This window comes from Mesorhizobium sp. B1-1-7 (genome assembly GCF_006442705.1).
Lineage (GTDB): Bacteria > Pseudomonadota > Alphaproteobacteria > Rhizobiales > Rhizobiaceae > Mesorhizobium > Mesorhizobium opportunistum.
The window spans coordinates 55,777-69,124 of sequence record NZ_VFWQ01000013.1 but is presented as its reverse complement, the minus strand read 5'-3'; the positions used below and the strand labels follow the sequence as shown (position 1 = coordinate 69,124).

Below are 13,348 nucleotides of genomic sequence, written 5' to 3'. Positions count from 1 at the left end.
ATGCATAAGCTTGAGCGCCTTTTACGCCCGAAATCGATCGCCGTGTTCGGTGGCGTGCAGGCCGCCGCCGTCGTTGCGCAATCGATCAAGATGGGCTTTGCCGGCGAAATCTGGCCGGTGCATCCCACCAAGGACGAGGTTGCCGGACGCAAGGCCTATCGGTCCGTGGCGGATCTGCCCGGCGCGCCGGATGCCGCCTTTGTCGGCGTCAACCGGCATTTGACCATCGAGGTCGTCAAAGCGCTGGCCGAGCGGGGTGCCGGCGGCGCCGTCTGCTTTGCCGCCGGCTTCCTCGAGACCGAGGCCTATGATGATGATGGCGAGCGGCTGCAGGCCGAGCTGGTGGCAGCGGCGGGCGAGATGCCGATCATCGGCCCGAACTGCTATGGCCTGATCAACTATGCCGATGGCGCGCTGTTGTGGCCCGACCAGCATGGCGGCATCCGGCTGGAACAAGGCGGCAAAGGCGTCGCCATCATCACCCAGTCGTCCAACATCGCCATCAACATGACGATGCAGAAGCGTGGCCTGCCGATCGCCTTCCTGATGACCGCCGGTAACCAGGCGCAGACCGGCCTGTCCGAAATGGCGTTGGGCCTGATCGAGGACGAGCGGGTCACATCGCTCGGCCTGCACATCGAGGCCTTCGATTCGGTAGCCGGCTTTGAAAGACTGGCCGCGCGTGCCCGCGAGTTGAAAAAGCCGATCATCGCCATGAAGGTCGGCCGCTCCGAACAGGCGCGGCAAGCGACGGTCTCGCACACCGCTTCGCTCGCCGGCTCGGACGCGGCCTCGGGCGCCTTCCTCAGGCGGCTCGGCATCGCTCGCGTGGATTCCATTCCAGCCTTCATCGAAGCGCTGAAGCTGTTGCACATCACCGGCCCGCTGCCCGGCTATCGGCTGTCGTCGATGAGCTGTTCGGGCGGCGAGGCGTCGGTCATGGCCGACAGCGCCGAAGGCCGCTGGGTCAATTTCCCGGTTCTCACCGACAGCCATCGCGCTCATGTCAAATCGACGCTCGGGCCGCTGGTCGCGGTCGCCAACCCGCTCGACTACCACACCTTCATCTGGAACAACGAGCCGGCAATGACGGCCACCTTCACCGCCATGGTGTCGGGCGGCTTCGACCTCAACATGCTGGTGCTCGACTTTCCGCGCCCGGACCGCTGCTCGGTGACCGACTGGTGGGCGACACTGCGCGCCTTCGAATCGGCGCTGAAGACCAACAAGGCGCACGGCGCGATCGTCTCCTCGCTGCCGGAGAACCTGCCCGAGGAATACACCGCCGAGCTGATGGCGCGGGGCATGGTTCCACTGTTCGGCATTTCCGAGGCGATGGACGCCGCCCAGGCCGCGGCCTTCATCGGCTGGGCCTGGCGCGAGCCGCAGGCGCAGCCGGTCGACACCTCCGCCTCGGGTGCCGCTGGTGGCGAGCATGTCACGCCTGACGAGGCGCAAGCCAAGGCGCGGCTGATCATGGCCGGCTTGCCGGTCCCGAAGGGCGAGCGTGCCGGCAATGCCGTCGAGGCGGTGATCTCGTCGATGGCACTCGGCTTTCCCGTCGCCCTGAAGGCGCTGGGCGTCACCCATAAGTCCGAGGTCGGCGCTGTCAGGCTGAACCTCAAGGACGCGGAATCGGTCAGCACGGCGGCGCATGACCTGCTGCCGCTCGGCACCGGACTCTATGTCGAGCGCATGGTGCGCGACGGCGTCGCCGAACTGATCGTCGGCTTCACCCGCGATCCGATGTTCGGTGCGGTGATGACGTTGGGCACCGGCGGCGTGCTGGTCGAATTGCTGCGCGACAGCGTCACGCTGATGCTGCCGGCAACGCGCGACGACATCGAGGCCGCACTGCGCGGCCTTAAGCTGTTCCCGCTGCTCGAAGGCTATCGCGGCCGGCCGAAGGCCGATGTCCAGGCCGCCATCGATGCCATCGCGGGCATCGCCGCCTTCGTGCAGATGAATGCCGGCGAGATCGAGGAACTGGACATCAACCCGCTGATCGTCTGCGCCGAAGGCAAGGGTGCCTGGATCGCCGACGCGCTGCTGGTGCTGGGAGAGAACAAGAATGTCTGACGTCATTTCGACCCGCCGTGAGGGCACTATCCTCGAGGTCAAGCTCGACCGGCCCAAGGCCAACGCCATCGACCTGAAGACCTCACGGCTGATGGGCGAGACGTTCAAGGCGTTCCGCGACGATCCGGAGCTTCGCGTCGCCATCGTCAAGACCGCCGGCGACAAGTTCTTCTGCGCCGGCTGGGACCTGAAGGCGGCTGCCGGCGGCGACGCGGTCGACGGAGATTATGGCGTCGGCGGCTTTGCCGGCCTGCAGGAGCTGCGTGACCTCAACAAGCCGGTCATTGCTTGCGTCAACGGCATGGCGGTCGGCGGCGGTTTCGAGCTGGCGCTGTCCTGCGACCTCATTTACGCCTCCGAGCATTCCTCCTTCGCGCTGCCCGAAATCCGCGCAGGTACGCTTGCCGACGCCGCGACGATCAAGCTGCCGAAGCGTATTCCCTACCATGTCGCCATGGACCTTCTGCTCACCGGCCGCTGGATGGACGTCGCCGAGGCGCATCGCTGGGGGCTGGTCAACGAAGTGCTGCCCAAGGACAAGCTCGAGGACCGCGTCTGGGAGATCGCAAGGCTGCTTGCCGGCGGCCCGCCGCTGGTCTTCGCCGCGATCAAGGAGACAGCGCGCGTGGCCGAGGCGCTGACCTTCCAGGACGCCATGAACAAGGTCACGCGCCGCCAGTTGGCGACGGTCGATGCGCTCTACGGCTCCGAGGACAATATGGAAGGCTTTCGCGCCTTCGCCGAGAAGCGCGAGCCGGTGTGGAAGGGGAAGTGACGGTAGTTTGGAAATGATGGCGTTCCGTCACACCCCCCTCTGTCCTGCCGGACATCTCCCCCGCAAGGGGGGAGATCGGATGTTACTTTCGCTTTCGCCAATCACGAGCGCTGCTAGAAAAGCGTTGCAACCGAAGCTGCCAATCTCCCCCCTTGCGGGGGAGATGGCCGGCAGGCCAGAGGGGGGTGCCCGGGCTCAGCCTTTGCAGTCGGCGCGGCCAGCATGACCGACTACAGCACCCTCATCGACGCCGAGACCTGGGCCTTCATCGAGCGCACCAATTCCTATTATCCGCCCGATACGATCGACTACACGATCGCCGAACAGCGCGCGATCTACGACCGCATGTGCCGGGAATTCTTTGCCGGCTATCCCGAGGGCGTTGCGGTCGAAACCTCGGCGATAGCGACATCGACGCACGACATCCCGATCCGCCTTTACCGAAGCGCGCACCAGGCAGCGGCGACGGTGCTCTATATCCATGGCGGCGGCTTCATCCTTGGCGGGCTGGACAGCCATGACGATGTCTGCGCCGAACTCTGCGCCCGCCCCGGCTATGAGGTGGTCTCGGTCGACTACCGGCTGGCGCCGGAGCACCTGCATCCGGCCGCCTTCGACGATGCGATGAGCGCCTTCGAATGGACTGCCGCAAATCGCGACCATCCCATCGTGCTTTGCGGCGACAGCGCCGGCGGCAATCTCTGCGCCGCCGTCAGCCATGCCACGCGGGGTCACGCGAAAAAGCCGTTTGGCCAGGTGCTGATCTATCCCGGCCTCGGTGGCGACCGCTCGCGCGGCTCTTATGTGACGCATGCCGAGGCGCCGATGCTGACGGCGCGCGATATAGAATTCTACAAGCATGTCCGTACCGGCGGGTTGGACCAGACCGGCGACATAACGCTATCGCCGCTCGCCGACGCCGATTTCGCCAACCTGCCGCCGACAGTTCTGATCACCGCGCAGTGCGATCCGCTGTCATCGGACGGCGAGGCCTACCGCGACCGCATCGTCGCCGCCGGCGGACGAGCGTATTGGTTAGAGGAACCAGGGCTGGTGCACGGCTATCTCCGGGCCAGGCACACGGTTGGCCGCGCCCGCGCCAGCTTCACCCGGATCGTCGACGCCGTGGCCGCCCTCGGCCAGGGCGCCTGGCTCTGGTGAGAAGCTTCCGTCACGCATCGCTGCCGGCAATGCCATAAACGCGACGTATATATTTCAGGCCAGAACCTCCTCTCGAATTCCTATGCGGCCAGCGACTATGTAGGTCCGACGGCCGGGCTGACAGACCGGCTTCAGGCGAACATGAAATCATATGAATCGGACTGGTGGACTCTGAGAATGGATTTCAGGGTGCACGCGTCTCATTGGGCAGCATCGGCGCAAGAGCTCCTCCCATCCCGAAATAAAGTGAGGGATTGGCCTCTATTTTGGCCAACTCGGTTGCAGATAGTGGCGACTGTCGGGTTGCGACGCAGTTATCCGTTGTCACAGTGAGGGTCAGGTCAGCATGGGCTGTGACGGCGACGATGGGGCCCCTGCAGGCAGGAAATGTAGAAATGTCAATTACGGGCGTGAGAAAAGTGCCATCCGACGTATTCACGATTCGGATCTGGCTAGCTGCACTGACGGCGAGTATTTCCCTATCCGGTGAGTAAGTGATCGCGATCTGCACGTTGACCGGCAATCCGACTTCGGGCGTGGTCCACAAGGTTGCCAACGGCGGCTGTGCTGGAGGAACTAACCATGGCAACACTGACCCGGCCCATGCCAGCATGCTTGTGTCTGAGGATATCTTTAGATCGGCAATTTCCTGGAAGATGGAAGCCAGAACGAACGACCCAGAGCTTACGATCAATCGTGTCGCATCGTGGATATTTGTATCGCTATCTCCGGTGAACTCGAAACTTTCAGGTGGCTGAATGAGCTGGCGCGTAAGGAGTTCTGGGATACCGTCGGTAAATTTGTAAGCCCAGAGCTCCAAGGCGCCGCGGGGAGCTGCAGCCGGAGCCGCGACTAAGACGGCCTCATCGGTCATTGCAACCGCGCTAACGCGAGTAAGAGGGAAGACTGTCGGCGCGAGCACAACCATGTTCTGCAGGTCGATCAAAGACCACGAATTCCCTATACCCTCGCTAGCATCGTCTGCGAGAGCCAGATAGCGACGGTTAGGAGACATAGAGAGATCCCCTTTGGCCAGATAGTAGAACCCGTCCTCCACACACCGGCCAACGTCGACTTCCGTTCGAAGTTCACAAATGAGCCATTCGACCCACGCTTTGCCCATGACCTTGCTAAGTGCGATGTAGTGCTTAGCACCGGGCCCTTGAAAGGTGTAGAAGCAGTCCCCGTTATTGAACGAGAGGTCGTTGACCGAAGGGTCATCCGTCGTGCTGTCGTCGAACCGCAGCTTACCATTTTCCCGGCGATCGTGAGTAAAAAGCATCTCGCCATAGGCGCATCCGGAGGTCGACGTATCATCCTTGGGAACCGGGGTGCTGGCGACGGATGACCATACGTTTGACTCCGACGAAACTGCTGGAAAACGAAATGACGGGGGAACTTCTATCGACAGCGGTAGAAGACAGGTTTTCGTGCGTGCGGTTTGCTCATCCAACTTCGCTTGAGCTGTCTTGTATTGCTCCGGTGTCGGGTCATCATCATCATTGTCCGGCAACTCAAGTGCAGGCTCGATCGTGGCACAGTCTAAACCCGCCGCCGGGTGGCCACCAAAATAGGTCCCATCGCCCCCATCCAAATTTACATCAATCACATAGTGAGGAGTGTTATCCTCTTCTGGCTGCGCGACGTCAAAATCGACGGCAACATGGCTGCTGCCCTTCAATCGCCACATGTGCACATTCGATGCGTCGTATCCTTCTTCGTCAATCGACGTCTTCCACTTGACCTTCCCCGTCCGATCGTCGATCACCCACACGGACCGTCCTTCTCCGACCAGAATGAACAAATGAAAGTCGGTCGAGTGGTACTCGACGATAGGTCGGCGCACCGAAAGTCTGATGGGCTGATCCCGGATCAGATAAGAGCCGTCGCCCCACTCATAGACAGTATCCGTTCTTAAGCTGCGGCTGGCTTTATCAAACGAGTTGAGCCGCTGTCCTGCGAACCGCGCGAGAATGTGCGCTGGGTCGCTTTCGCTCTGCGAATGGGCAAGCCTCAGCAGGGCCAAGAACGCTGTGGGAACCGACCGGTCAGATTGCATCTGGGTTGCGGCTGTTTGGTATTGCCGCCGGTAACTTTCCTCGGCAGCCGCTCGGCGCGGTTCCAGATAGGCAATGTTCCAAACCAGGAGAAAGGTCATCAGATAGACACAGATCTTGACGGGATCGGCTAGGCGCAAAAGAGCGTAGAAAATGCCTTTGGGTATCGTGTTTGGGGGAAACGGCAACCCGTCACGCGGTTTGGCTGTCGCGGCCAAAACCGGTAGCCACCATTCGCGCATAAAGGCGTCGGCATCGACGCCTGCTGGCTTAAAATAATGCCCATGCCCGCCAGGGAAAAACCGGTTTTTCACGTCAACGCCTATAAAACCGTAGAATCCCACTCTTCCAGCCATGCCCGTGAAGAGTACGAAAAGCTGGCTCAGAATCAGGACCTTGTCATCCCAGCCACAGTCATTGAGGACCCGTTGGATGCCTTTTCCATTCATCCGACTTCTGGCGATCACCGCAGACCAGTCGAAAGAAGACCGCAGGACGCTGGCGGCCAGGATGATCGTTTTTATTCGCGGAATATCCGGCGGCTTCATGCCGCGAATGGCGTGAGCAACGATATGTGTACCGAAAGAATGCGCCACTAGGGAGAAATGAGCCTCGGGATTATCTTTCACCAGTTGCTCAAAATGTCGGCGAAATGCTCTAACGGCCAGCCAGCGCGCAAACGGTATAAGGAACGCAAGGACGCTGAAATATCCAAAACGATATCGTTCGGTAACAATTGAAGGATTAACAGCTAAAATATCGCCGAGACGGTCCTGCCATTGACCAAAATCTCGAATCCCATGTACCGCAATGACTATGTGTTTTTTGCCCATTGCCATCCCCGGAAAACACAACAGATTAGCCTACGGGCGCCGCGCTGTCATCAGCGCGCTATTAAGTAATTGCTCACTAGCATTTCCTGGAAATAAGCACCTAGTCGGCGCTGTCAACATACTCGACTTGACTGTACATCTCTATGAGATTGCCAAGCGAAGAAATGAACAGCGCTGTTCCGGTATAGTGAGCTCGGTAGGCTTTGGACCTCTCACGCCACCGAACGTGCCGCTGCCCGGCCTGCGCCGCGGCCGGAGAAGATGCAGCCGCCGAGGAAGGTGCCTTCCAGCGCGGCATAGCCATGCACGCCGCCGCCGCCGAAACCGGCGGCCTCGCCAACGGCATAGAGCCCCGGCACCGGCTGACCATCCTCACCCAGCACGCGGCTGTCGAGATCGGTCTGCAGGCCACCCAGCGTCTTGCGGGTCAGGATGTTGAGACGCACCGCGATCAGCGGGCCATTCGCCGGGTCGAGCATCTTGTGCGGCTTGGCCGTGCGGATCAGCCGGTCGCCGAGATAGGCCCGCGCGCCACGCAGCGCGGTGATCTGCATGTCCTTGGAGAACGGGTTGTCGAGCTGCCGGTCGCGGGCGCGGATTTCGCGCTCGACCTGGGCAAGCTCGAGCAGCGGCTCGCCGCCGGCCAGCGCGTTCATGCGGGTGACCAGCTTCGAAAGATCGGCCTCGACGATGAAATCCTCGCCCTTCTCCATGAAGGCTTTCACCGGTCCCGGTATGCCTGAGGTGGCACGCCCCAGCACCTGACGCCAGCTCTTGCCGGTCAGGTCCGGGTTCTGTTCGGAGCCCGACAGGGCGAACTCCTTCTGGATGATTTTCTTGGTCAGGATGAACCAGGAATAGTCGAAGCCGGTGCCCATGATATGGCTGAGCGTGCCCAGCGTGTCGAAGCCGGGATAGAGCGGTACCGGCAGGCGTTTGCCCCGCGCATCGAGCCACAGCGACGACGGGCCAGGCAGGATACGGATCGCGTGGTCGGTCCAGATCGGCGCCCAGTTCTTGATGCCCTCGACATAGTGCCACATGCGGTCTCGGTTGATGATCGAACCGCCGGCCTGCTCCGTGATCGCCAGCATGCGGCCGTCGACATGGTCGGGCACGCCAGTGATCATGCGCTTCGGCGCCGCGCCAAGCCGCTTGGGCCAATTTTCCCGCACAAGCTGATGGTTGGCGCCGATGCCGCCGGAAGCGACGATTACCGCTTGTGCATGAAGTTCGAAATCGCCTGATATTTCGCGCGAACTCTTGTGGCCGCGCTCGACCGTGCTCGGCTCAAGGATATCGCCGCGCACACCGGTGACGGCAGCGCCCGTCCGCGTCAGTTCGTTGACGCGGTGGCGGAATCTGAAGCTGATCAAGCCGCGCTTTTGCGCCTCGCGTACGCGCAGGACGAAGGGTTCGAGCACACCCGGGCCGGTACCCCAGGTGATATGGAAGCGCGGCACCGAATTGCCGTGGCCGATGGCATTGCCGCCGCCGCGCTCGGCCCAGCCGACCACAGGGAAGAACTTCAGGCCGCGCTCCATCAGCCAGGAGCGCTTCTCGCCGGCGGCGAAGCCGACATAGGCTTCCGCCCATTTGCGTGGCCAGTGATCTTCCGGCCGGTCGAAAGCGGCGGTGCCCAGCCAGTCCTCGAGCGCCAGATCATGTGAATCGCGGATGCGCATGCGCCGCTGCTCGGGCGAATCGACGAGGAAAAGCCCGCCGAACGACCAGAACGCCTGACCGCCCAGCGACTGCTCCGGCTCCTGGTCGACGATGATGATCTTCTTGCCGGCCTCGGCAAGTTCGGCGGCGGCAACCAGCCCGGCAAGGCCGGCGCCCACAATGATCACGTCCGCATCGTCAGCCATTGCCCCTCCCAGAATTAGCCGGCTATTTTAAAGCAAGCAGTTAGACAGCCTCCCAGCCGTCCTTGCCGCCGGCGCGGAAGATGGCGTCGATGACCTTCTGGTTGAGCACGGACTCCTCCAGTGTGAAGACGCGCTCCTTGCTGCCCTGAGCCGCCCGCGCGAAGGTCTCGACCTCCAGCCGGTATTGCTGCGTGCCCGGAAAGCGGAACACCTGCGCCTCGGTGTGGTTCTGGTTGTGCAGTTCGACGCGGTGATGATCGTAGAGGCCGGCATTGAACGGAGAAAAAACCTCGATGAAACCCTTCTCGCCGTGGAACACCATCACCTGCCGCGCCGCCATCTGCGTCGACAAATAGAAGGACAGTTCGAAGTCGCCGAAATCGGCGCGGATCGAGGAGTAGATATCGGTGCCGAATTTCTTGTCGCGCTCGATCGTCGCCTGCACGCGCAGCGGCTCCTTGCCGGTCGAAAAGCGCGTCGACACGGTCGGGTAGACGCCGATGTCGGGCAGCGCGCCACCGCCGAGATCGAGCTGGTTGCGCATGTTGTTGGGGTCGACATTGTAATAGGAAAACGCGCCCTGCACGTGGCGCAGCCGGCCGATGGCGCCGCTGGCGATGAGATCGCGCACCTTGATCCACTGCGGATGATAGATGACCATGAACGCCTCGCAGACCAGCACCTTCTTCTGGTCGCGCAGCTGGATCAGCGGCGGGATGTCCTTGGCGTCGAGCGCCAGCGGCTTTTCCACTAGCACATGCTTGCCGGCTTCGATGGCCTTCGCCGTCCATTCGACATGCTGCGAGGTCGGCAGCGGGATGTAGACGCCGTCAATGTCCTTGGAGGCAAGCAGTTCCTCATAGGAGCCGAAGGCATGGCGTGCGCCGAAGCGCTCGGCCAATGCCTTGGCCTTCGACAGGTCGCGGCTGGCGATCGCCGACAGCACGCCGTTCTCCGCCTCGACAATTGCCGGCAACAACTGCTCGCGGCCGATCTTGGCCGTCGACAACACACCCCATCGGAACATCACGCTTCTCCATGTCGATTTTTACAGGCGACGAGGTTTGCCTGAAATCGCCGGAAAAGCCAATGCGATGTGCCGTGGCAACTAACCCGTTTTCCCCGGGTCAGCCCCGCTTATCCCCGGGTCAGCTCCGCTTACCCGTCAGTGCCATGTCGAAGTCGACGATATTGGAATAGAGCGGCGTGCCGACATCCATGCCGTAACGCGACCTCAACACCTTGCCGGTGACATGGAATTTGATCGTGCCGCCCTTCGACCCGTCGAACTCGGCGGTGAACTTTTCCGCAAACGTCTTGCCGCGTGCTGTCAGCCGGCCGGTGACAAGGGCTGACGTGTCGCCGGTGCGGGTCACGCTGGTCGAGCGGAACTGGATCTCCGGGCTGTTGGCAGCATCGAACACCGCGTCGGAGCGCAGGAAGGCATCGATGCGGCCCTGGCCGGTGCCGACGCTTTCCGGATAGATGGTAAAGTCGACCTTGGAGCGCCCGACATCGGAATTGTCGATGCGGATCGTGCCCTTGAAGCGGCCGAAGGCGCCATCGAAGCCCCCGCCACCGGCCTTGCCGATGGTGAAACGGATGCTGGAGGCTGCCGGATTGATCGTATAGCTGCCGGCGGCCTCGCTAAGCGAAATGGCCGCTGAAACAGGCATGGCAAGGCAAGCGGCAACCGCCGCAAATCCGAAGATGCGTGCATACATGGGGAGTAATCCTTTTTGGAGGCAACGCTGGTCGCGTCCTCGCCCCATCAACGAACCAACTGCCGGTTCTATTCCCGGCCAGATCTATTCCCGGCCAGGTCTATTCCCGGCCTGACGAAGGGGTGATCATGCGCGTGAGCACGCTGTCGCGCAGCAGGAAGTGATGGCGCAACGCGGCGGCGACATGCAGCGCGACGAGCGCGATGCCGGCATAGGCTAGGTACCAGTGCACCGATGCCCAGAAGCTTTCGGCAAGGTCGGACTCGGCGAGCGGCAGGTTGGGCATCACGAACAGGTTGAACGGCATGGTCGGGATTTCCAGCGTCGACACCGACACCAATGCCCAGCCTGACAAGGGCAGGGCGATCTGGAACGCATAGAGCGCCAGATGCGCTAGTGGCCCGGCGCGCCGCTCCAGGGCGCCAACCGAGGCCGGCAGGGGCGGCGCCGCATTGCCGAGCCGCCATGCGATGCGCAGGATGATGAGGCCAAGCAGCAGGAAGCCCAGCGATTTGTGCAGTTGGATCAGCTCGAAGGCGGTGCGCTGGCTGCTGAGCCGCACCATGACGAAGCCGAGGGCGAACTGGCTGATGAAGATGATCCCGATCAGCCAGTGAATAAGAATGGTTGCCCAGCCGTAGCGGGTTCGACTGTTGGTGATTGACGCCTGCATGGGAGGCGAACGAACGGCAGGACAGGTTTCGTCCGGGCGCTCTTCACCCTCCCCCTTGTGGGGAGGGTCGATCCGCGCAGCGGATCGGGGGGGCTTCATAGGGTGCTGCCCACCCCGGCTCGCAATCTCCGCTTCGCTCCGACTGCGAGCCGACCATCCCCACAAGAGGGAAGGTAAAGCGCGCCTCATGCGCCCACCTTGAAGAAATCGACGAAAGCCCTGAGTGCCGGACGCATCTGGCGGCGGCTCGGATAGTAGACGAAGAACCCGTCGAAAAACGGGCACCAGTCCTCCAGCACGCGGATCAGCCTGCCGTCGGCGAGCGGCGCGCGGACATAGTCCTCGAAGACGAAGGCGAGCCCGGCGCCGTCGACCGCGGCCTGCGCGATCAGATGGTCCTCGTCGAGGATAAGCGGCCCTTCCACCGCCATCTCGATCGCCTCGCGCCCCTTCTCGAATTCCCAGCGGTAGAGGATGCCGCTGGAGAAGCGGAAGCGGATGCAGCGATGGCCGGCAAGGTCGCGCGGGTGGTGCGGTCTGGGCATCGCTTTGAAATAGGCCGGCGCGCCGACCACAGCGCCGCGAATATCCGGCCCGATGCGCACCGCGATCATGTCGCGCTGCAGGCTCTCGCCGAGTCGCACGCCGGCATCGAAGCCACCTTCCACCACGTCGGTGAAGCGATCCTCGACGACGATCTCAAGCACGATGTCGGGGTAGGCTGCCGCAAAAGCGCCCAGCCTTGGCGTCAGCACCAGATGCGCTGCCGTGCGCGGCACGCTGAGCCGCAGATTCCCGGCGGGCCGGTCGCGCGCCTCGACCGCCGTCTCCAGCGCCAGGTCGATCTCGGACAGCGCCGGTCGCAGCCGTTCCAGCAATTGCGCACCTTCTTCGGTGGGCGCGACACTGCGTGTGCTGCGCGACAGGAGGCGAACACCAAGCCGGGCTTCCAGGCTGGACACCGCGTGGCTGACCGCCGACGGCGCGATCGCCAACTCCTTGGCGGCGCCGCGGAAGCTGCCGCATTGGGCGACGGTTGCCAGCACGGCCAGTTGGGAAAGGTTCGCTCGGTTCATTGATCTATATTCTAGAACAGCCCGTGCGAATGAGAGCCGATTATCGAACACAAGGCAAGGCGCTATTTATCCCGCATTGCAATAAGGAGACGCGTTATGCAAACCCGCAAGCTAGGAACTGAATTGAACGTCTACCCCGTCGGCCTCGGCTGCATGGGCATGAGCTTCGCCTATGGCGGCCAGCCGGAGGCTGAAGCGATCGCCACATTGCGCCGCGCCGTCGACATCGGCGTCAATTTCTTCGACACGGCGGAGGTCTACGGCCCCTATGAGAACGAGGTTCTGGTCGGCAAGGCGCTGAAGCCGGTGCGCGACAAGGTGACCATCGCCACCAAATTCGGCTTCAAGATCCTGGAGGAAGGTGCCGGTATGGACCGCATGGCCGGCGTCGACAGCCGCCCCGAGCACGTCAAGGCTGTCGCCGAGGCGTCGCTGAAGCGACTGGGCACTGATGTGATCGACCTCTACTACCAGCATCGCGTCGACCCCAACGTGCCGATCGAGGACACGGTCGGCGCCATGGCCGAACTGGTGCGCGAGGGCAAGGTACGGGCGCTCGGTCTGTCGGAAGCGAGTGCCGCGACCATCCGCCGGGCGCACGCCGTGCATCCGATCGCGGCCGTCCAGAGCGAATATTCGCTGTGGAGCCGCGATCCGGAAGACGAGGTGTTCGCTGTCTGCCGCGAACTCGGCATCGGCTTCGTTCCCTACAGCCCGCTGGGTCGTGGCCTGCTGACCGGTACGATCGCCAAGCCCGAGGCCTTGAGCGACGATGACTGGCGCCGCACCTTGCCGCGTTTCCAGACCAACGCCATGGAAGCCAATGCCAAAATTGTCGCCACGCTGGAAAAGCTGGCGGCGGAAAAAGGCGTCACCTCGGCGCAGCTGGCGCTCGCGTGGGTGCTGCACCAGGGCGATTTCATCGTGCCGATCCCCGGCGCAAGAAAGATACGTCATCTGGAGCAGAACACGGCGGCGGCCGGGATCGAGCTGAGCGCGGCCGAGGTGGCGGCGATCGGTGACGCGCTGTCGCCCGATAAGGTGGTCGGCAAGCGTTACACGGAGGAGTTGCTGGCGCTGGTGAATGGGTGAGGAGCGC

The 13,348-nt window shown here is 62.6% G+C and carries 10 protein-coding genes; 4 read left to right on the top strand and 6 right to left on the bottom strand.

What is annotated here, in order from left to right:
- The 3 genes from FJ978_RS22395 to FJ978_RS22380 all read left to right on the top strand — a co-directional run bounded on the left by FJ978_RS22395 (nucleotide 1) and on the right by FJ978_RS22380 (nucleotide 4,015).
- A complete protein-coding gene (locus FJ978_RS22395) occupies nucleotides 1-2,079 on the top strand; it encodes an acetate--CoA ligase family protein (protein WP_140574053.1) in 2,079 nt (692 codons plus the stop codon).
- A complete protein-coding gene (locus FJ978_RS22390; protein WP_140574051.1) occupies nucleotides 2,072-2,854 on the top strand; it encodes a carnitinyl-CoA dehydratase in 783 nt (260 codons plus the stop codon). The genes FJ978_RS22395 and FJ978_RS22390 overlap by 8 nt, the downstream gene beginning before the upstream one ends.
- Before the next feature lie 222 nt (nucleotides 2,855-3,076).
- Complete coding sequence (locus FJ978_RS22380) at nucleotides 3,077-4,015, top strand: alpha/beta hydrolase (RefSeq protein WP_140574049.1); 939 nt, start codon at nucleotides 3,077-3,079, stop codon at nucleotides 4,013-4,015.
- A 184-nt stretch (nucleotides 4,016-4,199) separates the two neighbouring features.
- On the opposite strand, the gene FJ978_RS22375 is transcribed toward FJ978_RS22380, so the two are convergent.
- The 6 genes from FJ978_RS22375 to FJ978_RS22350 form a co-directional block, all read right to left on the bottom strand.
- Nucleotides 4,200-6,905, bottom strand: coding sequence for a hypothetical protein (locus FJ978_RS22375; RefSeq protein WP_140574047.1), 2,706 nt, complete (start codon nucleotides 6,903-6,905; stop codon nucleotides 4,200-4,202).
- A 212-nt stretch (nucleotides 6,906-7,117) separates the two neighbouring features.
- A complete protein-coding gene (locus tag FJ978_RS22370; protein WP_140574045.1) occupies nucleotides 7,118-8,776 on the bottom strand; it encodes an FAD-binding dehydrogenase in 1,659 nt (552 codons plus the stop codon).
- Between the two features lie 40 nt (nucleotides 8,777-8,816).
- The gene (locus FJ978_RS22365; RefSeq protein ID WP_140574043.1) at nucleotides 8,817-9,803 is read right to left on the bottom strand and encodes a Gfo/Idh/MocA family oxidoreductase; all 987 of its coding nucleotides are present in this window, start codon (nucleotides 9,801-9,803) and stop codon (nucleotides 8,817-8,819) included.
- A gap of 121 nt (nucleotides 9,804-9,924) precedes the next feature.
- The gene (locus tag FJ978_RS22360; RefSeq protein WP_140574041.1) at nucleotides 9,925-10,500 is read right to left on the bottom strand and encodes a YceI family protein; all 576 of its coding nucleotides are present in this window, start codon (nucleotides 10,498-10,500) and stop codon (nucleotides 9,925-9,927) included.
- 100 nt (nucleotides 10,501-10,600) lie between these two features.
- Complete coding sequence (locus tag FJ978_RS22355) at nucleotides 10,601-11,173, bottom strand: cytochrome b (protein ID WP_140574039.1); 573 nt, start codon at nucleotides 11,171-11,173, stop codon at nucleotides 10,601-10,603.
- A gap of 185 nt (nucleotides 11,174-11,358) precedes the next feature.
- Entirely contained in the window at nucleotides 11,359-12,249 is an 891-nt protein-coding gene (locus FJ978_RS22350; protein ID WP_140574037.1) for a LysR family transcriptional regulator, read from the bottom strand.
- A 96-nt stretch (nucleotides 12,250-12,345) separates the two neighbouring features.
- Between FJ978_RS22350 and FJ978_RS22345 the strand changes: the two genes are divergently transcribed.
- The gene (locus FJ978_RS22345; RefSeq protein WP_140574035.1) at nucleotides 12,346-13,341 is read left to right on the top strand and encodes an aldo/keto reductase; all 996 of its coding nucleotides are present in this window, start codon (nucleotides 12,346-12,348) and stop codon (nucleotides 13,339-13,341) included.
- Nucleotides 13,342-13,348 lie beyond the last annotated feature (7 nt).